The organism is Aliiroseovarius sp. B-4 (assembly GCF_056857795.1).
Genome location: NZ_JBSXNV010000039.1, coordinates 482,842 through 502,053, shown reverse-complemented (window position 1 = coordinate 502,053; position 19,212 = coordinate 482,842). Strand labels below are relative to the sequence as shown.

General features: G+C 57.8%; 17 protein-coding genes and 1 tRNA gene. 6 read left to right on the top strand and 12 right to left on the bottom strand.

The window, feature by feature from the left end:
- The first annotated feature begins 30 nt into the window (after positions 1–30).
- Positions 31–1,398: a polysaccharide biosynthesis/export family protein gene (locus tag AC13C8_RS13430; protein ID WP_482847775.1), complete on the top strand. Its 1,368-nt coding sequence runs from the start codon at positions 31–33 to the stop codon at positions 1,396–1,398.
- On the opposite strand, the gene AC13C8_RS13425 is transcribed toward AC13C8_RS13430, so the two are convergent.
- The 11 genes from AC13C8_RS13425 to AC13C8_RS13375 all read right to left on the bottom strand — a co-directional run bounded on the left by AC13C8_RS13425 (position 1,395) and on the right by AC13C8_RS13375 (position 12,427).
- On the bottom strand, positions 1,395–3,353 hold the full coding sequence (locus tag AC13C8_RS13425; protein WP_482847773.1) for a Wzz/FepE/Etk N-terminal domain-containing protein: 1,959 nt from the start codon (positions 3,351–3,353) through the stop codon (positions 1,395–1,397). The genes AC13C8_RS13430 and AC13C8_RS13425 overlap by 4 nt on opposite strands.
- A gap of 33 nt (positions 3,354–3,386) precedes the next feature.
- The gene (locus AC13C8_RS13420; protein ID WP_482847772.1) at positions 3,387–4,031 is read right to left on the bottom strand and encodes a sugar transferase; all 645 of its coding nucleotides are present in this window, start codon (positions 4,029–4,031) and stop codon (positions 3,387–3,389) included.
- Between the two features lie 155 nt (positions 4,032–4,186).
- A complete protein-coding gene (locus AC13C8_RS13415) occupies positions 4,187–4,579 on the bottom strand; it encodes a hypothetical protein (protein WP_091427951.1) in 393 nt (130 codons plus the stop codon).
- Complete coding sequence (locus tag AC13C8_RS13410) at positions 4,576–5,238, bottom strand: hypothetical protein (protein WP_143064269.1); 663 nt, start codon at positions 5,236–5,238, stop codon at positions 4,576–4,578. The genes AC13C8_RS13415 and AC13C8_RS13410 overlap by 4 nt, the downstream gene beginning before the upstream one ends.
- 149 nt (positions 5,239–5,387) lie before the next feature.
- Complete coding sequence (locus AC13C8_RS13405) at positions 5,388–5,654, bottom strand: spike base protein, RCAP_Rcc01079 family (RefSeq protein WP_091431934.1); 267 nt, start codon at positions 5,652–5,654, stop codon at positions 5,388–5,390.
- 146 nt (positions 5,655–5,800) lie between these two features.
- Positions 5,801–6,751 (bottom strand): LysR family transcriptional regulator, encoded by a 951-nt coding sequence (locus AC13C8_RS13400; protein ID WP_091427948.1) that lies wholly within the window; start codon positions 6,749–6,751, stop codon positions 5,801–5,803.
- 15 nt (positions 6,752–6,766) lie between these two features.
- Complete coding sequence (locus AC13C8_RS13395) at positions 6,767–7,813, bottom strand: ABC transporter ATP-binding protein (protein WP_091427946.1); 1,047 nt, start codon at positions 7,811–7,813, stop codon at positions 6,767–6,769.
- Entirely contained in the window at positions 7,810–8,805 is a 996-nt protein-coding gene (locus AC13C8_RS13390; RefSeq protein ID WP_482847770.1) for an ABC transporter ATP-binding protein, read from the bottom strand. The genes AC13C8_RS13395 and AC13C8_RS13390 overlap by 4 nt, the downstream gene beginning before the upstream one ends.
- 4 nt (positions 8,806–8,809) lie before the next feature.
- Positions 8,810–9,760: an ABC transporter permease gene (locus AC13C8_RS13385; protein ID WP_482847768.1), complete on the bottom strand. Its 951-nt coding sequence runs from the start codon at positions 9,758–9,760 to the stop codon at positions 8,810–8,812.
- Complete coding sequence (locus tag AC13C8_RS13380) at positions 9,757–10,737, bottom strand: ABC transporter permease (protein WP_482847767.1); 981 nt, start codon at positions 10,735–10,737, stop codon at positions 9,757–9,759. Before AC13C8_RS13380 ends, AC13C8_RS13385 begins: the two co-directional genes overlap by 4 nt.
- 133 nt (positions 10,738–10,870) lie before the next feature.
- On the bottom strand, positions 10,871–12,427 hold the full coding sequence (locus tag AC13C8_RS13375; RefSeq protein WP_091427940.1) for an ABC transporter substrate-binding protein: 1,557 nt from the start codon (positions 12,425–12,427) through the stop codon (positions 10,871–10,873).
- 221 nt (positions 12,428–12,648) lie between these two features.
- Between AC13C8_RS13375 and AC13C8_RS13370 the strand changes: the two genes are divergently transcribed.
- The 4 genes from AC13C8_RS13370 to AC13C8_RS13355 are packed head-to-tail and all read left to right on the top strand — an operon-like array spanning position 12,649 to position 18,108.
- Positions 12,649–13,062: a hypothetical protein gene (locus AC13C8_RS13370; RefSeq protein WP_091427938.1), complete on the top strand. Its 414-nt coding sequence runs from the start codon at positions 12,649–12,651 to the stop codon at positions 13,060–13,062.
- Positions 13,059–13,667 (top strand): TetR/AcrR family transcriptional regulator, encoded by a 609-nt coding sequence (locus AC13C8_RS13365; protein WP_482847765.1) that lies wholly within the window; start codon positions 13,059–13,061, stop codon positions 13,665–13,667. The genes AC13C8_RS13370 and AC13C8_RS13365 overlap by 4 nt, the downstream gene beginning before the upstream one ends.
- The gene (locus AC13C8_RS13360) at positions 13,664–15,022 is read left to right on the top strand and encodes an efflux RND transporter periplasmic adaptor subunit (protein ID WP_482847763.1); all 1,359 of its coding nucleotides are present in this window, start codon (positions 13,664–13,666) and stop codon (positions 15,020–15,022) included. The genes AC13C8_RS13365 and AC13C8_RS13360 overlap by 4 nt, the downstream gene beginning before the upstream one ends.
- Complete coding sequence (locus tag AC13C8_RS13355; protein ID WP_482847762.1) at positions 15,019–18,108, top strand: efflux RND transporter permease subunit; 3,090 nt, start codon at positions 15,019–15,021, stop codon at positions 18,106–18,108. Before AC13C8_RS13360 ends, AC13C8_RS13355 begins: the two co-directional genes overlap by 4 nt.
- Positions 18,109–18,189: 81 nt before the next feature.
- On the opposite strand, the gene AC13C8_RS13350 is transcribed toward AC13C8_RS13355, so the two are convergent.
- Positions 18,190–18,265 (bottom strand) — tRNA-Lys (locus tag AC13C8_RS13350).
- Positions 18,266–18,375: 110 nt separating this feature from the next.
- On the opposite strand from AC13C8_RS13350, the gene dapF reads away from it, so the two are divergent.
- On the top strand, positions 18,376–19,212 hold the full coding sequence (gene dapF, locus AC13C8_RS13345; RefSeq protein ID WP_482847760.1) for a diaminopimelate epimerase: 837 nt from the start codon (positions 18,376–18,378) through the stop codon (positions 19,210–19,212).

Here is a 19,212-nt window from a genome sequence, read left to right as displayed (position 1 = left end):
GGCGGCAGGGTTGGACGGACGGAGGACAATATGCATCACAGCGGATTGCGCGCTCTTTTTCTTGGCACCAGCCTTGTCTTGGCCGGCTGCGGTGTGACCTATAACAGCCCTACCGTGCAAACACAGGCCGCCGGGCTGGACGTGAAGGTAATGCCCATCACCGCAAGTTCGGTAAAGCAGGCCAACAGCGCACCCTATGTTCCCCTAAGCCTGCCAGACGCGTTTTACGCGGAAGCCGGTGGCGCAAGCCTGCGTGGCGCGGCAACCCTGCCAGACATTCCGGACGGCCCCACACAATCGCGCGAAAGCATAGCCACCAAACTGCCGGACCAGATCGCTCCGCAACGCTACAGGATTGGCATTGGCGATGTTGTGATGCTCGTGACCAAAAGTACCACCAGCACGATTGAGGAACTGGGCGGGCTTCTCAGCGCACAAACCCAGCGAAAAGGCTTTACCGTGCGCGACAACGGGATGATCGCGCTGCCCGACATTGGGCAGATCAAGGTTGCAGGAAACACGCTGGAAGACGCCGAAGACGCCGTTTTCCAAGCCCTTGTGGCCAAGAACATCGACCCCGCCTTCAGCCTTGAGATCGCCGAATTCAACTCGCAACATGTGGCCGTTGGTGGAAAGGTTGCCCGCGCAGGCTTGGTGCCCCTGACGTTGAAACCCTTGCGGCTTGGCGATGCGCTGGCACAGGCAGGTGGGGTCATTGCAGATGACAAGGAAGCAACGGCGATACGTCTTTACCGCGATGGAACACTTTATCAAATGCCCGCCTCAGCCGTTCCGTCCAATGCCGAGGCGCGCAACCTGACGCTTTTGCCGGGCGATGCGATCTATGTGGATGAAAGCTATAACCTCGACCGGGCGCTGGCCTTTTACGAGGCGCAGATCACGGCGATTGGCCTGAAACGCGGCGCGCGCCTCCAGGCTTTGACCGAGTTGAAGGCCGAAATGTCGGTGCAACGCGACGCACTGGACGAACGACGCGCCAACTTCTCGACCCGCCGCGAACTTGACGCCGAAACGCGCGACTATGTCTATCTGGCAGGCGAAGTAGCCCAGCAAGGCCGGGTCGCCCTGCCTTATGGGCGGCAAGCCAGTTTGGCTGATGTGCTGTATGATGAGGGCGGGTTTAATACCAGAACCGGCGATCCGGCGCAGATTTATGTGATCCGTCCAGGAACGGGAACTGATGATACCAAGGTCACGGCTTGGCATCTGGATGCCACGAATGTGGTCAACATCACGCTGGCCACGCGGATGCAAATGCGTCCAAACGATATCGTCTTTATCGAAGAACAGCCGATCACCAAATGGTCACGCGCCTTCGAACAAGCCTTCCCGATCCTGATCAACAAATCCGTCAACGGCGACAGCAGCGTGCCTTAGGTCGGGCCGTAATACTCTTCGCCATAAGTCGTATATGCGGGATTGGTTGCCGCATACCCATAGCGCACCATGTCTTCGGGTTTGACCTGAGACAGCACCAAACCCGTGACTTCGCGATTCACCCTCTCAAACTGCCGCAAACCTTCGGCAACCTGCCGACGGGTCGTCTTGTTCCACCCCACGGTGAAAAGAACCGCATCCGCTTGGCGGGCAATCACACGCGCGTCTGGAACCACCAACACCGGAGGGCTGTCAATGACGATCATGTCATAAGCCGCCCGCGCGTCCCGCATCAGGATTTCAAATCGGCGCGACGCGAACAGATCTGCGGCGCTCGACCGTGTTCTTTCACCGAACAAAACATCCGCACCCAGCCCCGGTACGTGTTGCACTGCATCTGACAACAAAAGATCACCGGCCAGCACCGACATGATCCCAAGCTCCGACGGGCCGGGCACATATTGCTCCAAAGTGCGGCGGCGGATGTCCCCTTCGATCAACAGCACACGCTTGCCCAAACCGGCAAGGTTTTGTGTCAGGGCCACCGCATGCGTTGTCTTACCCTCGCCCGGCACAGCCGAAGCGACCAGCACAACCTGCGGAGGTTGGTCGATGTTTGACATCAAAAGCGACGTGCGCAGGTTTCGGACGGCTTCAACCGCTGCGGCTGTAGGGTGGTTCGACAGAAACGGCACCAACGCGCTGCGGTTCGCAACGGGAATGACGGGAACTTGTCCCAAAACAGGTTTCCCGGTTGCCTTTTCCAACTCATCCGAGGTGCGAAACCCAGCATGCACAAACTGCTTCGACAAGACATAGGCACCCGCAAGGACAATACCGATCATCGCCCCGGCCAGCATGATCAACCCCTTTTGCGGGGATTGATATGTGCCCGCCGACGCCGCAGACAGAACCCGCGCGTCCGCCTGCTGCAACCCGCGCAAGGCACTCGCCTGTTTCAAACGCGCCAATAAGGTTTCATAAAGTACACGTGTCGCCTGGACTTCACGTTCCGACTGTTGCAGCGCGTTTGCATCGGCACTTTGGGTCTTAACCGCCAGCGCAAGCTCGGCAATGGATTTTTCCAACGCTGATTTCTGAAGAGCCAACCTCTGCTGATCACCGTCGCGACGATCTTCGGTTTGATCCGCACGCTGTTGCACGTCCTGCAGCCGCGCGCGCGCGTCCTTCAAGCGCGCGTTCAGGATGGCCAGCCCCTCGACCGAGGTCAAATCCATCCGCGTGCTGAGTTGCGCAACGGCCGCTTCGCGCGCCGTCAGTTCCTGCCGCAAGACACCGACACGGTCCGACAGCCACCCGACCGCATCATCTGCCGCTTGGAACTTCGCATCAATTTGATCTTTCAAATAAATGGCCGAAAGCGCGTTGGCCATTCTGGCGGCCTTCAAGCGATCTTCCGAACGCACTGTGATCGCAAAAATACGTGTGTTTCTCTGCACATAGGCCGACAGCGCGCCCTGCACAGTCCCGATCACCCGTTCGATGGTTTCAGGGTCTTCTGCCGCCGATTTCACAGAACCAGCCGTGGGAAAGACGGACCAGCCGGACCGCAGCGCCGGGTTGAATTCCGGATCGCTCGTCAAGGCCAGTTCATCAACCAGCTTGTGCACCAGGCCACGCGACTGAATGATGTGAAGTTGCGTGTTCATGTCCGACAGGTCTTGCGACACGGGTTGCGATGAGACATCGCCAGAAATGACCGGATCGGACGACGGCGTCATAACCAGTAAAGCCGTTGCCGCGTATTTGGGGCGCGCAACTCCAAATCCGTAGACTGCGCCCAGCACCAGCCCAACGATGCCCAGCAGGGCAATCACCCGACGGCCCCGCCACAACGCCTGTCCGACACGCAGAAGGTCCAGATCTGTGGGCCTCTCCGCGTCATCCCGAGCCGTCGAACCATAGGCGTCCGGAAACTCCTGCCGAATATTCATTCATAGCCCCTTGATCGGTATGCAAACACGAAATTAACGCCCCGAACGGCTGATCACCGTCACGAGTGTCCGCCAGAAAATCCATGCTTCCAGCCGGAAACCACGATTGGCGATATAGTGAAGATCGGCCTCCACCTTCTTGATCGTGGCTTCAGTGCCTTCGACATAGCCAAGCTCTGTCTGCGCAAAGCCACTGATCCCCGGCAGAACCACGTGACGCTCTTTGTAGCCAGGCACATCTTGCAGAAAGGTGACGGCATGATCATAGCAATCGGGCCGGGGACCGATCAGACTCATCTCGCCTCGCAGGACATTGATGATCTGGGGCAACTCATCCAGACGGCTTTGTCGCAATGCGGCGCCGAGGCTGGTGATACGCTCGTTTTCAAGGGGATCATTCGCGCGACGCCTTTGCGTCGACGGCGTCATTGTGCGGAATTTATACGCTATGAAGGGGGTGCAGTCGCGCCCCATCCGGGGCTGCATGAACAGCAACGGCCCCGGATTGAAGGCATAGTTCAGAAGCAGCAAAAGCAAGCTGGTTGCGCCGAGAATTGGCACTAACAGCAGGCAGAAAAAGACATCGAAAACACGTTTACCGATTGCAAAACCAAGCGGCGTCAGCGCAGCGGCGCGTGTGGGCCTCGGATCCAGATCCAAAGTTTGATCCGGTGTCATGCCGTATTGCTGCATGAACTACCTCATGGTTGCATTAACCTAAATTCTTTTCATCTTTAGGTTGCTATCATGATTTGTCTAAACTGCAAAGTATTTTGATGGCCGCGCAGGCTACGCAGCTTTTCTGCCCAGACAAAGTAGACAGAAGGCCAAGTTTAGTCCTCGATTGGAACGGGTGACAAACCAAGGAGAGGAATGGCCAGCCCAGCTTCAAGCCCAATGACTGCGACAAGACGATCTGGCCCAATTTCTGGAAAACTGCCTTGTGACATGGGCGACCATATGCGCAGCGCTGCCTGAGCAATCCCTGCCTCGGCAATATCTGCATCCGGTGCATAAGCCGGTGCGAGAAGCGGTGCGCCCGCCACCTGTGGAAACTGTGCCCCGGCCAAAAGCGAGGCCAGCGCATAACGCTCCCCCGTCCCGTCTTCCCACGTCGCCGAACCGAATGTCTGTGCATCGGCGGGCGAGTTCCCAACGCAGAGCGCAAACTGATTGGCTTCGGACATCATGCCCTCTGGACAGGCAATGGTAATACGAATGGTCATAGAGATACTCCCATCTTGGCGGCGAGCCACGCTTCCAATTCGTCAATCTGTGTCGCATTGGGTTGCGTGGCGCTTGACGTCCAGACCTGTAAACCGAACAGCCGAAACGCTCCCGGAATGCTTGCCGTCACCAGACCAAGCCCAATGCGAAGCGGTTGCGCCGAAATCGACTGCTGTGCAAGGTTCTGCGCCGTATCAATGACCGGCACGCCATCCAACCGCACAGTCACATGGCCTGACGTGGCTTGTAGTGTGACCACATGTTTCTCGTGGTTTCCCCAAACGGTCGGGGATGCCACATTGCTGGCGGGCACGCCCTGTTGCGACATGCGGCTGTAATACTGCAACCGATCAATGTTTGGTCGCACCCCAACCGACATGCCGTTTGTGCTGGTCTGGCTGATCTCGGCAATGTTCACGCGCGCGGTGCCCGAGGTTGACAGCATCTGATACCCCAACACCATCGTGACGGGGTTCCGAACATCGAAAACAGGCGCCGTCTTCAACCCGTCATCCACCCCATCAGCCTCGACCCAGTGGAAGCTGCCATCGGTCCGATATGTCGGGCGGGCGGCGCTGACCTCTTGGCCAAGATTCTGACCATTCGCTGACAAATCCTGCCAAAGCCCGACCGGTTGATTGTCTGCCGAAACAGCCATGGTGCCAGCAATATCCTGAAACAAGGAAGACATCTGCGACGGATCAAAGAATACAGACGGAGACAGCGACTCCGGCGAAAACGGCGCGGGCGTGGTCGATGGTCTTCGACGTAACGCAAGCGCCGGAATATCATATCCCAACCCCATCATCAGACGAGCACAAAGGCATGGATACCAGCGGCCGTCGTACCAGTGGCCATGACGCGACTGACCCCAACGGGAAGAATTGCGTTATCCCCGACCATGACCACGCGATCATATCCGGCCACCGACGTAAAAGCGACGGCCCCACCGGTTTCAACATACAGCGCGACAGCGACGTTGATCAGATCTCTGGCATCAGACGGCGTGACCGGCGCCATATCAGTTGCAGGCCCACGCAGGGAAAGCGAACGGTTCTCGAAGGGGTTTGTCATCATATGCTCCTGACAGTTTGGCACCATGCACACCACCAAGCCGAACAGATCGACGGCGGCAGCAATTCGTCAGAGTCCTATGAAGACAGGGTTGAGACCGTCTAACGCGCCCGCACGAGACAGCTACAATCTGTTAACCAAAACAGCTACAGAGTTGCGCCGCGTCTGGGGCGTCGGTGTAGCCGTGAACGTTGTTCTTGCAGCAATTGCGCCCATAGTTCGTGCAGCGTGCCCTTGTTGTTTTTCGGGTCGCGATAGACGCGCACTTCCAGATCGGTCGCCAACCGTTCTTCAACGATGGCAAGCCGACCTTCCGCCAGCTCGGTCTTGCACAAACTCAGCGGAAGCCACCCCATGCCAAATCCTTCAAGGATCATCGCTTTCACACTGTTGGCCAGCGCGTTCTGGTTCACAATCAGCATCTTTTGCGGGGTGATGGCTTGCTCAAGCACGAAATCCTGCACCGCGCGCAACGCCGACACGGCCCCGTAGGATAACAGCGGCATCGCATCTTTGCTGCCGGTCTTGAACTGAAACTCCGGTCCGCCACCGGGTCTGGTGCGGGACACCGGCACAAACCGATCCGCCGATAAGGTCAGATGCTCGAAATTCGCAACCTCAAGCGGCCCCAGAAACTGCATTGACGGGTGCCAATAGGTCAGGATCACATCGCAATAGCTTTGCTGAAGCGCACTGACAAACTGATCCGCCGCCCACGAAGTCGAGTTCAGGTCGGTCTCCACGCCGCCTTTGCTGGCCAGCGGGGCGATCAGGTTTTTGTAATGCGTCATGTAAAGTGATTGCGAGGTCGCGAACCGAATAACATTCTCGCTTGCAGCATCTATCGTCTGACAACGTTCGATGGTTTCTTCATATGTGCGCAACATGATGCGGGCTTGCGACAGAAAGACCTCGCCCGCCGGAGTCAATGCCAGAGGTAGGGTTTCGCGATTGATCAGGCGCACGCCGATCTCGTTCTCCAACGCTCTGATACGCCGCGAGAAAGCCGGCTGACTTACGTTGCGCTCTTCCGCGGCGCGCGAGAAATTCTTGCACGCAACCAACGCTTCAAAGTCTCTAAGCCAGATTATATCCAATGACGCGGGTCCGTATCAGGCGCCGATCACATCCTCGTCCAACCGGTTTTCCTCGACAGCGTGGCAGGCCACAAGGCTGCCGTCAGGTTGGTGAATGGCTTTCGGCTTTTCACTTATGCACCTGTTATTCGCAAATGCGCAGCGACTTTGGAAGGGACAACCTTGCGGCATGTTGATCGGCGTCGGGATCTCGCCCTTCAGGCGGATGTGGTTTGGCCGGTCATCCTTCAATTGCGGAACTGCGGACAACAAGGCCCGAGTATAGGGGTGTTTGGGGTTCGAGAACAGTGTGGCGGTGTCGGCAACTTCGCACACCGCTCCAAGATACAGCACCGCCACACGCGTTCCGAAGTGTTCGACCACGCTCAGATCGTGGGTGATGAACAAGTAGGTCAGGCCACGGCTTTCCTTGGCCTCCAGCATCAAGTTCAACACCTGTGCCTGAATCGACACGTCCAGCGCGCTGATCGGTTCATCCGCGATGATGAACTCCGGGTCGACCGTCAAGGCGCGAGCGATCGCGATCCGCTGCCGCTGCCCGCCTGAAAATTCGTGCGGGTACCGCTTGGCCCAGCTGGGATCGACCCCGACGGACATCATCACCTCTGTTACCTTGTCCCGCACTTCCGCCGCAGAAAACGAAGGGAAGTGATGTTTCACAGGCTCTTCCAACGCCTGCCGGATGGTCATGCGCGGGTTCAGCGACGCGTAGGGGTTTTGAAAGATCATTTGGATCTTCTTGCGCAACGGCTGCATTTCTGCACGCGAGCGGTTGTCGATGCGCGATCCGTCATAATGGATTTCGCCGCTGGTTGGGGTCAGAAGCCCCGCCACCAGACGGGCAACGGTCGATTTGCCACAGCCACTTTCCCCGACAACGCACAACGCCTCGCCGCGGTTCACATCCAGCGTCACGTTGTTTACGGCATGGACGGCACGCGTTTCTCGGGTAATGCGACCGTTACGAAACTTTAGGGTTTCAAGAAAGCCTTGATCAAGATCGAACCTCTTTTCCAAGCCTTTGATTTCGACCAGAGGGGTCTGAACGTTCATGTCTTTCATGCGTTCTGCTCCTGCCGCGCGCCTTCGGCGTGCAGCCTTTCAACCTCGTGACAAGCCACCTGAACCTCACCGTATTGGATGATCTCTGGCACCTTGGTGCGACACAGATCGGTTGCGTATTCGCAACGTGGGTTGAAAGGACAGCCCGCCGGAATGTTTGTCAAAGATGGCATGTTACCTGGAATCTGTCGCAGCTTTTGCCCCGGCAAGGTTTGCTGCGGCAAAGCGTTGATCAAACCTTGCGTATAGGGGTGCTGCGGATCGTTGATGATCTCGCGGGTGCGCCCGGCTTCGATGATCTGCCCTGCATACATGACCAGTGTCCGCTCGGTCATCTGGCTGACGACACCAAGGTCATGGGTAATCAGGATCAGACCCACCTTGTTGGACTGACACAGTTCCAGCAGCAGTTCCATGATATCGGCCTGAATGGTCACATCCAGCGCGGTTGTCGGCTCGTCCGCGATGATCAACTCCGGGTCCAGCAGAAGCGCAATGGCGATGATGATCCGCTGACGCATCCCACCAGACAATTCGTGCGGATATTGGTCCAGCCGCTCTTCTGGCGAAGGAATATAGACTTCACGCAGCTTGACGATGGCGATCTGGCGGGCCTCTTCCCGGCTCAGCTTGCGATGGGCAAGCAGGGTTTCGATCATCTGCTGACCAATGGTCAGAACCGGGTTCAGTGTCACCATCGGATCCTGAAAGATCATCGCCATTTTGTCGCCGCGCAACTCGCGCAGACGCTTGTCGCTCATCTTCACGACGTCTTCACCGTCCAGTAAGATCTCGCCGCGATCGACGTAACCGGGGCGACTGATCAGGTTCATCAGCGAAAAGCCGGTGATCGACTTTCCCGCCCCGCTTTCACCGACGATGCCCAGACGTTCACCCTTCGCGATGTCGAAGGAAATGCCGTTCAACGCGGTCACGGTTTCATCGCGCATGGCGAACTTGACGGTCAGGTCGCGCACAGAAAGCAAAGACATTGCCTTACCCCTTATAGAGTTTCGGGTTCAGGACATCGCGCATCCAGTCGCCCAGCAGATTGATCACCAGCACCAGAATGACCAGCACGACACCGGGGATTACCGTGATCCACCAACTGCCCGAGAAGATGTAGTCGAACCCGGACGAGATCAGCGACCCAAGCGAAGGCTGGCTGGGCGGCATACCCAAGCCAAGAAAGCTCAGCGAGGCTTCCGAGATGATCGCGTTGGCCACCTGCACGGTCGAGATCACGAATATCGGCGACAGAGAGTTCGGCAGGATGTGCCGCACCATGATCCGCACCGGGCCAAACCCCAACACGCGGGCGCTGTCGACATATTCCTTTTTCTTTTCGGCCAGCACCGTGGCCCGCACGGTCCGTGCATATTGCGGCCATTCGGCCACGCCAATCACCGCGATCAGGAAGAAAACGGCATATTGGTTAAACGTCTCGGACCCGAACATTGCCTGCGTAACTGCAAGAAAGATGATCGCAACCATCAGCGTCGAGAACGACAACTGAATATCGGCCAGACGCATCAGCAAATTGTCCAGACGCCCGCCGATATAGCCGGCAAGCAAGCCGATCGTTATGCCCAGGAACGCCTGCAAGGCCACGGCGCAAATACCAATGAGCAATGACAAGCGCGTGCCGTAAAGGATCGTCGACCAAAGATCTCGACCTTGATCGTCGGTGCCCAAAACGAACTCCGGCAGGGCACCGTTGATCCAGACTGGTGGATATTCCGAGTTCATGATGTCGATCTGCGCCGGATCATAGGGATCATAGGGCGCAATCAGCGGCGACAGGAAAGCTGCCCCGGCAATCAGCGCGAAGATAATCAGGCTGACCACGGCCACCGGGTTGCGCCGAAAGCTGTAGCCCATGTTGGAATTGACGATCTTCGACCAGCGTGAAGGATCTGCCCGGGGTGTAACGGTCTCGGTGCTCATGCGCCCATCCTTGCAAGGTTCACGGTTGGGTTCACCAATCCATAGATCAGGTCAACGATCGTGTTGGTCACGACGAAGATAAAACCAACCACGATCAGGTATGCCACGATCAGCGGAGTATCGACGCGGTTCACCGCCTCAAGGAACATGAAGCCCATGCCCGGCCACTGGAAAACCGTCTCGGTCAGGATGGTATAGGCCACCATGGTGCCGATCTGCACACCGCCCACGGTGATCACTGGCAACAGCGTGTTCTTCAAGGCGTGAACGAAATAGATGCGCCATGGCCGGATGCCCTTGGCGACAGCATATTTGACATATTCTGATTGCAGCACTTCCATCATCTCGGCCCGGATCAGGCGGACGAACAGCGGCAACATGATCGAGGCAAGTGCGATCGAAGGCAGGATGATATGCATCCACCCATCGGCAGTCGCGAAATTGGTCGACCAATATCCCCAGACATGCACGACATCGCCTCGGCCGAAGGATGGGAACCAACCATAGTTCACCGAAAAGACAAAAATCATCAGAATGGCGGTCAGGAAGACGGGGATCGAGATGCCGACAATCGACAGCCCCATGATGATGCGGCTCAGGATCGATTCGGGCTTGATGGCGGTGTAAACACCCAATGGTATGGACAGCCCGACAATGATGATTGTGGCGCCCAGAACCAACTCAAGTGTGGCTGGCAGTTTCTTCATGATCACATCAAGCGCAGGCTCTTTGAAAAAATAGGATGTGCCAAGATCGCCCTGAAGCGCGTTGCCTGCAAAGCGAAGATACTGAGTCAGAAAGCTGTCATTCAGACCCAATTCGTCCCTGAGTTGCTGACGCACCTCTTCGGAAACGGACTGACCGACCAGCTCACGCAGGGGGTCGCCCAGATTGCCCTGAATGGCGAAAGCGATAAGCGAGATAACGAACATCACGGCAATCGCCTGAAAAACTCGCTTCACGAGATAGGCAAACATCTCAACACCTTATTCGATTAGGGTTGTGGCGCGTCGTTTCCATCAGGTGCCAACAGCGATGTGCCAGCGCAGCGACGTGGAACCACGTGGCAAACCGGGCCAGCGACGCGCGCCAGCCCGGTTGCAGTTTCACTTATTCGACAACCAGATCGCCGAAATACGGGAAGTTCAGTGCGTTCACGATTTCACCCGAATTCATGCCCGACTTGGAACCCCAAGCAAGGTTCTGCCAGTGCAGTGGAATGAATGCGGCTTCTTCGTACAGGATACCTTCCAGCTTGGTCAGCATTTCTGCGCGCTTCGCCTGGTCGGTTTCCGTGTTCGATGCGTTCATCAGAGCATCGGCTTCCTCGTTGCAATAGTTGCCCGAGTTATACTGGCCGTTGCCGGTTGTTTCGTCCGGGCAGGCGGTCAGGAACTGGTGGAAGTTTGCAGAATCTTCCGTGTCCGCGTGCCAGCCGATCATCATCATATCAGCAGCACGTTCGTCGAATTTGGGCCAGTATTGCGCCTTCGGCATGGTCTGAAGGTCAACCTTGATGTTGATCTGTGACAGCATCGACGCCACAGCCTGTGCAATCTTGTCGTCGTTCACATAGCGGTTGTTCGGTGCCATCATGGTGATCGAGAACCCATCGGCATAGCCGGCCTCAGCCATCAGCGCCTTGGCTTTTTCCACGTCAAAACGCGGGGTCAGTGCCGGGTCATGACCCAGATAACCAGCAGGGCTCGCCTGCGCACCCACAGTGCCGAAGCCACGCATGATACGGTCAACGATACCGGCGTTATTCACAGCATAGTCGATGGCCTGACGCACCCGCACGTCCTTGAACGCCTCGACCCGCTCCTGATTCATTTGGAACGTGATGATCCGGGTCCCCGGCATGGTGATCAGGTCAACGCCTTCAGCATCCGCAACGCGCTGAAGATCGGTCGGAGGGACTGGCGCAATGAAGTCGACATCACCTGACAGAAGAGCGGCCACGCGGGTCGGGTCTTCCTTGATCGGCGTCAGGACAATCTTGTCCACGTTGCCTTTGCTGTCCGTGTCCCAGTAATCCGCAAAACGGTCGAACACGACCTTCACACCCTGCTCACGCTCGGACACAATATAGGGTCCGGTGCCTGATACGTTGCGTGACGCGAAGCTGTCGCCATGCTTGACGATCTCTGACTTGTCTTTGCCGTCATCGGTTTCGCCGGTATAGAACGCGCTGTCCATCGGGAAAATGTATGTCGCGGTGTGAAGCACCAACGGATACGGTGCCGAGGTTTTGAGGTCGAAGGTCATGTCGTCGATGACTTCAACATCTGTAAACTGAGCGAAAATACCTTTGAAGTCGTCACTTTGCTTCAGGCGATCAAAAGTCCAATCCACGTCCTTCGCAGTCAGCATGTTACCCGAATGGAACTTCACACCGCTTTTCAGCTTGAAGCGCATGGTGGTGTCGTCGATCTGCTCCCAACTTTCGGCCAGACGCGGTTCGAACTGAAGATCCTGGGTCCAGCGCACCAGCGGGTCAAAGACCATGTGCGACAACTGCAACGTGCCGCCCGAAAGCTGCTCGTGCGGGTCCAGTGAAACCGGGTCGGCGTCATATGCGACACGAACGGTGTTTTCGGCAAAAGCTGCCGACGCCATTGTCGCCACGACGGCCGCAGCCGTCAGGCTTCTGACAAATTTCGTCATTGAGTTACTCCCCTGTGTTTGTGACCGAAACGCTATCGTCAGGGTGGTCACTAGCGCAAATGCCGATAACGAATAGCCGATGCAGGGAACGCATGAAGCCGTTGACACTCAACATGCACAAAGGCTTTTTCGCATTTCAGGACCTCCACATTGGTTCGGTATTGAAACTCCGGTGCAGAGCGCGTAGTTATATACCTATAACCTAACCGGGAAATCGGCTGATGGATACCCGACCTTCAAAGTCCACGTCCCTACATGTATGGCCCAAAGCCATTGCGGCGCTTGCAATGGCTTTTGGCGTCCTGACGGTGTTTTCCGGCGGCAACGTGCTGTTTGGCCCGGTCCAGGCACGCGAAATGGCGGGTGACTACATCCCGTTTGTGGTCTGGTTTAACTTCCTGGCGGGCTTTGTCTATATCATTGCGGCATTTGGTTTGTGGCTGAACAAGATCTGGGCAAGCTGGCTTGCAATCGCGATCTCGACCGCAACAGCGATTGTCATTCTGATATTCGCCACCACCATCATTCGCGGCAATGCGTTCGAAATGCGCACTGTCGGTGCACTCTCGTTCCGGTTCCTGTTCTGGACAATCATCGCGGTGACGATGCGCGGCAAGAAGGTCAAGCGAGTATGATGAAACGTAAGTCCACCGACAATCGCAAGGCAGAAATCCTGACCGCCACCCTTGATCTGGCGTTCGAAGTCGGGCCGGACCATGTGACAACAGGACGGATCGCCAAGCGGCTTGGCCTGACTCAACCAGCCATCTACAAACACTTCCCCAAAAAAGAAGACATCTGGGGGGCGGTCGCAGATATCATCTGCAAGCGGATCACCCGGAACGACGAAATCGGCAAAACACAAAACGGAACGCCTTCCGACCGGTTGCGACGCATGATTATGTCGCATCTGCACTTGGTCGCGGAATACCCCGCGCTGCCAGAAATCATGGTCACACGCGATCCCACCGGACGACTGACTGAAACCCGACAACGCATTTTGGCCGCGATGTTTGGGTTTCGCGATACATTAATCGCATGCTGCGAAGAACTTCGCGCCGCGGGACAGTTGCGCGACAGGCTGCGGCCAGAAGACAGCGCGACGCTTCTGGTCGGCCTCATCCAAAGTCTTGTGTTGCGCCTGATCCTGACCCGCGACACCGGCCATCTGCTGGACGAGGGCGAGCGACTTCTGAACCTGCAATTATCCCTGTTTGATCGAGAAGGACACCAGCCATGAGACCTGGTTTGAAACTGCTCCTGATCACCCTGCCGCTTGCGTTGATCGGGGTCGCCATCCTGGCCTATGTCATCTCGACCCGTACACCACCTGATCGCCATGATCTTTCCGAACGCGCCAACCCAGTGCGGGTGATCACGGCGGAGCGGCGCGAAGTCGCCCCGACGCTTGTCGGGTTCGGTGTCGTCACCCCTGCCCGCACTTATCAGGCGATTGCCGAAGTCGGCGGCACAGTTGAATACGTCAATCCCGCCTTGCGCGACGGGCAGATCCTGCCTGCGGGTTCGGTGCTGCTGCGCCTGTCTCCCGTGGACTTCAACCTGGCGATAGCACAGGCGAACGCCAACATAAGGGCCGCCGAAGCGCGCCTGACAGAGCTTGATGTATCGGAAGCCAACCAGCGCGCCGCCCTGACAATCGAGCTTGAAGCCCTGGACTTGAAGACGGCGGAACTGGAACGTGCCGACACGTTGTTCAGGGCGGGAACCATGACCCAAACCGCCCGCGACGCGATCCGTACTGCCCATCTCGCGCAACGCCAGAAAGTGCAGGGAATTGAAAGCACGCTCGCCCTGCTACCGACACAACGCGCCGCGCAAACCGAACAGATCGCACTTTATCGGTCGAACCTTGCCACCGCCGAATTGAACCTGAAGCGCAGTGAAATGACGCTGCCCTTTCTTGCCCGCGTCGCCACTCATTCCGTCGAGGTCGGCCAGTTTCTGAACAAAGGTCAATCCGCCGCCACCCTGGATGGTGTGGATCAGGCAGAAGTGGTGGTGCAGGCCGCGATGACCGATTTTCGAAACCTCGTCCTCAATCGACCGAATGGGCCGACAACCCTGCCGGTGGATCCGGTGATGCTGACCGAAACCCTGCATGCCCTCGGACTAAAGGCGACCGTCAGGCTGCGTCTGGGCGATGAGGTTCTGACCTGGCCCGCCACTGTGGATCGGATCAGCGACGGCATTGATCCCAAGACCGGCACGATCGGTGTCGTCGTGCAGATCGACGATGCCTATGGTCAGGCCGGAAACGGAAACCGACCGCCACTGACCAAAGGCATGTTCGTCGACATCGTGCTGCGTGCGCAACCACTCACCGGCATTGTGCTGCCCCGCGACGCTTTGCACGACGGCCAGATTTTTATTGCCGATGACGAAAGCAGGCTGCGCATCGTTCCAGCCGAACCCAAGTTGGTGCAAGGTAATATCGCGCTGTTCTCGGATACCATCGCCGAAGGAAGCCAAGTCGTCCTCAACCCACCAATCCCAACCATCGACGGCGCGCTTTTGGATCAATACCTGGATTCTGAAATCGTGGATCGCCTGCTTGCCCAGGATGCAGCCCGATGATCCGTTTCTTCGCGGCGCACCCAACCATCGCCAACCTTCTGATGATCCTGTTTCTCGCGGCTGGCCTGTTCGTCAGTCCAACGCTGTTGCGCGAAACATTTCCCCGCGCCACGCCCAGCGAAGTCGAGATCAGCGTGCCCTATCCCGGCGCGCGCCCCGAGGAAGTGGAAACCGCCATCTGCGAACGGATCGAGAATGCGATGAACGCAGTGACGGGTATCGAACGGCAATCCTGCGAAGCCCGCGAGAATTCGGCCCGTGCGGTCGTGACCATGCGAGAAGGTGATGACTTTCAAACCTTCGTGGCCGACATCAAATCCGAGATCGACGCGATCTCCGATTTCCCGGACCGGGCCGAGGCCCCAACGATCAGGGCGCTGGGATTGACCGATTTCGTGGCCTCGGTGGCCATCACCGGACCTGTTTCCCGCACCGATCTGAAAGACTATGCCGAACAGACACGGACCGCCATGCTGCGGTGGGGTGGCATCCCCAAAGTCGATATTCGCGGCTTTTCTACACGCGAGTTACAGGTCAACCTGCGCCCCGCCGCCCTTCAGCAATTTGGCGTCTCGGTCGCAGATGTCGCCCGCGCGATACAAGCTGGAAGCCTGGACCTGCCCGCAGGCAGCATCGAGACCACGACCGAAACCCTGCTGATCCGCGTCGCCGAGGAGCGGCGCGACACGGATGCACTCGCTGCCCTGATCGTCCGATCGTCTGCGCAGGGCGGCCAAGTGCGGCTGGGCGACATCGCCGACATATCGGAAGGTTTCGCACTGGACGATGATGTGATCCTTTTCGATGGACAACCCGCCGCCATTCTCGACATCACCAAAACCCGTGCAGAAGACAGTCTGCGCACAATGGACGCGCTAAAAGCCTTTCTGGATACCGAGCGCGCGCAGGCTCCGCCCGGCGTTACGTTGGAGATCACCGCAGATGGGGTATCCGTCGTACGCGACAGGCTGACATTGGTTGTGGTCAACGGCGTGCAGGGTTTGGCGCTTGTGTTTCTTGTGCTGTGGCTGTTCTTTGGGTTCCGCTTCTCGTTCTGGGTCGCTATGGGCCTGCCGGTTTCGTTCATGGGGGGCGTCGCTCTGATGGGGCTGGTCGGTTATTCCCTGAACCTGATGACCACGCTTGGCCTGCTTATCGTGATCGGCCTGCTGATGGACGATGCCATTGTCATTGCCGAGAACATCGCCCGCCTGCGCGAAAAGGGCCGCAGCGCGCTGGACGCCGCCGTCGAAGGGGCTGCACAGGTGTTTCCCAATGTGCTGGCCTCGTTTGGAACGACGGCGATGATCTTCGGCTCGCTCGCCTTTCTGTCGGGCGATCTGGGTGCCGTGTTGCGTGTCGTGCCGGTGGTGATGCTGTTCGTCCTCTCGATCTCGTTGATCGAGGCGTTCCTGATCCTGCCTCACCACCTGATCCACAGTCTTGAGGTCGCGGGTCACGACACAGGTCTGCGCGCCCGCGTGGAAAAGACGGTCGACTGGGCGCGCGAAAAACTGGTTGGACCAATTGTCGATCTGACCATTCGCTGGCGCTATGCGGTCGCCGGTCTCAGCCTTACCGTTCTGCTGATCGCAGCCAGCATGTTGGCAGGCGGCTTCCTGAAGTTCACCGCCTTTCCTGAACTTGATGGTGACACCATTGTTGCGCGTGTGCTGCTGCCTCAGGGAACGCCCTTGTCGCGCACCGAACGGGTCGTCTCGCAGCTCGAAGCGGGGTTGGAGCATGTCAACACCACATTGTCCCCTGAACAACCTGACGGTGCGACCCTGATCCGTCATGTCAGCGTCTATTATGGCCTGAACCGGGACGCATTCGAAACAGGCGCGCATGTTGTGACACTCAGCGTTGACCTGCTGCCCTCGGCAGAACGCGCCAGCTCCCCGGACGAAATCATGGCACTGTGGCGCGATACGGTCGGGCCGGTGCCTGACGTGATCAGCCTGAAATACGATGAAAGCACCATTGGCCCGGCAGGCATCGCCATTGATCTCCGTCTGAAGGGCGACGATCTGGTGACGCTGAAAACGGCGTCTGTCGAGTTGCAGGACTGGCTTTGGCAGTATGAGGGCGTCACCTCTGTTCTTGACGACCTTCGTCCCGGCAAACGCGAACTGCGCATCACGCTGAAAGATGCAGCCGGGCCAATGGGGATTACCGCAGCCATGGTCGCCGACCAACTACGTGCGGCCTATCTGGGCACCACGATCAGCGAAATGCAGATTGCAGGCAGCCTGGTCGAACTCGTGGCCCAGTTTGGAACGCTGGAACGTGGAAACCGTGATGTTTTTGACCAGTTCAATGTGACGCGCACCGATGGTTCTTATGTGCCGCTGTCTGTTGTCGCCAACGTCGAAACGGGTCAGGGATACAGCCGGATAAACCGCGAAGACGGGATCCGAACTGTCACGGTGCAAGGTGCCATCGACACCCGCATTGCCAATGCCAACGCCATTGTCAGCGATACCATGACACGATTCGTGCCCGATTTCCTCCAACGCCACCCAACTGTTTCGCTGGACATCGAAGGCCAGAATGCCGAGGCCGGAAAAACGCAGCAATCCATGCTGAAGGGATTTGTTATCGGACTTCTGGGTGTGTTCCTGTTGCTGAGTTTCCTGTTCCGCTCCTACATCGAACCGGTCGTGGTGATGCTGGTGATCCCGTTGTCCCTGCCCGGTGCAATCTTTGGACATATGGCGATGGGGCTGGATTTCTCGATGCCCAGCATGTTGGGTTTCGTCGCGCTGGCTGGTGTCGTGGTCAACAATTCGATCCTGCTTGTGGATTTCATCAAACATGAACACGAAGACGTCGCCAACGTATCACAAGCCGCCGCGCGGGCTGCGCGGGCCCGGTTTCGCGCGATCTTCCTGACCACCACCACCACGACGGCCGGTCTGCTCCCCATTCTGACCGAAACCAACTTGCAGGCACAAATCCTGATCCCGCTGGTGGCCAGTCTGGTCTTCGGCCTGCTCAGTGCCAGCCTCGTCGTGCTGTTCGTTCTGCCAGCCGTCTACGCCATTCTGGACGACCTACGTCTCAGCACTTTGGCGAAGAGGTAGATGCGATGCCCGCCTACCGACCCCACACGAAAACCCGCGCTTTTCAACCCAATCCGCAACACCGTGATGTTTTGACAAAAGTGGTGAGCCGTGAAGGATTCGAACCTTCGACCCACTGATTAAAAGTCAGTTGCTCTACCAACTGAGCTAACGGCCCACTCTGTGAGCGCGGTGACTATAGCTGTGGGCTTGGCAGGTCAACCCCATTTTCCGTGGAATCTGTTCGATCTCTGGCAAAAGTTTTCACAAGGGCTTATATCGCGCAGCATGGCTTCTGATGGCACAATATTACAAGCGCTCGACTTCATGAAGTGGCATGGTGCGGGCAACGACTTCGTGATCCTTGATTCACGGGGGAAAGGTGCCGTGGTAACGCGTGCACTGGCGGTGGCGTTGGGGGACCGAAACCGAGGGATCGGGTTTGATCAACTTGCCGAGATAAGAAGTTCGGACACCGCCGATATCGACCTTGATTTCTGGAATGCAGATGGCAGTCGCGCCGGGGCGTGCGGCAATGCAACCCGCTGTGTCGCGCGGTATATCATGGACTTGACCGGCCAATCGCGACTGACCATACGAACCGCGCGCGGCGTGCTGCATGCGCGCATCGACGGCGATCAGGTATCGCTCAACATGGGGCATCCGCAGACGGCGTGGGACGAAGTGCCGTTGTCCAGGGACATCGACACCGCACACCTGCCGCTTGATGGCGATCCGGTCGCGGTCGGCATGGGAAACCCCCATTGCGTGTTCTTTGTCGAGGACGCGGATGCAGCCGATGTGGCGGGCATCGGCCCCCGTATCGAACACGATCCGCTCTTTCCCGACGCCACCAATGTCGAGTTTGCCGAGATACGCGCCCGTGACGAAATCCGAATGCGGGTGTGGGAGCGTGGCACGGGGATCACCCTGGCCTGCGGGTCCGGTGCCTGCGCAACCGCCGTGGCCGCGCACCGGCGTGGTCTTACCGACAAGTGCGTACGGATGGAGTTGGATGGCGGCTGGCTCACGCTGGATTGGCGCGAAGACGGGGTTTGGATGACCGGCCCCACCGCATTTGTTTTCAAAGGCCAGTTGACACCTGCCTTTCTGAAAGGGCTGTAG

Bases quoted from the DNA above. Each gene is read 5' to 3' on its own strand.
- AC13C8_RS13430 (WP_482847775.1), top strand. From the start codon at position 31: ATGCATCACAGCGGATTGCGCGCTCTTTTTCTTGGCACCAGCCTTGTC.
- AC13C8_RS13425 (WP_482847773.1), bottom strand. From the start codon at position 3,353: ATGAATATTCGGCAGGAGTTTCCGGACGCCTATGGTTCGACGGCTCGG.
- AC13C8_RS13420 (WP_482847772.1), bottom strand. From the start codon at position 4,031: ATGACACCGGATCAAACTTTGGATCTGGATCCGAGGCCCACACGCGCC.
- AC13C8_RS13415 (WP_091427951.1), bottom strand. From the start codon at position 4,579: ATGACCATTCGTATTACCATTGCCTGTCCAGAGGGCATGATGTCCGAA.
- AC13C8_RS13410 (WP_143064269.1), bottom strand. From the start codon at position 5,238: ATGGCTGTTTCGGCAGACAATCAACCGGTCGGGCTTTGGCAGGATTTG.
- AC13C8_RS13405 (WP_091431934.1), bottom strand. From the start codon at position 5,654: ATGACAAACCCCTTCGAGAACCGTTCGCTTTCCCTGCGTGGGCCTGCA.
- AC13C8_RS13395 (WP_091427946.1), bottom strand. From the start codon at position 7,813: ATGAAAGACATGAACGTTCAGACCCCTCTGGTCGAAATCAAAGGCTTG.
- AC13C8_RS13390 (WP_482847770.1), bottom strand. From the start codon at position 8,805: ATGTCTTTGCTTTCTGTGCGCGACCTGACCGTCAAGTTCGCCATGCGC.
- AC13C8_RS13385 (WP_482847768.1), bottom strand. From the start codon at position 9,760: ATGAGCACCGAGACCGTTACACCCCGGGCAGATCCTTCACGCTGGTCG.
- AC13C8_RS13380 (WP_482847767.1), bottom strand. From the start codon at position 10,737: ATGTTTGCCTATCTCGTGAAGCGAGTTTTTCAGGCGATTGCCGTGATG.
- AC13C8_RS13375 (WP_091427940.1), bottom strand. From the start codon at position 12,427: ATGACGAAATTTGTCAGAAGCCTGACGGCTGCGGCCGTCGTGGCGACA.
- AC13C8_RS13370 (WP_091427938.1), top strand. From the start codon at position 12,649: ATGGATACCCGACCTTCAAAGTCCACGTCCCTACATGTATGGCCCAAA.
- AC13C8_RS13365 (WP_482847765.1), top strand. From the start codon at position 13,059: ATGATGAAACGTAAGTCCACCGACAATCGCAAGGCAGAAATCCTGACC.
- AC13C8_RS13360 (WP_482847763.1), top strand. From the start codon at position 13,664: ATGAGACCTGGTTTGAAACTGCTCCTGATCACCCTGCCGCTTGCGTTG.
- AC13C8_RS13355 (WP_482847762.1), top strand. From the start codon at position 15,019: ATGATCCGTTTCTTCGCGGCGCACCCAACCATCGCCAACCTTCTGATG.
- dapF (WP_482847760.1), top strand. From the start codon at position 18,376: ATGGCTTCTGATGGCACAATATTACAAGCGCTCGACTTCATGAAGTGG.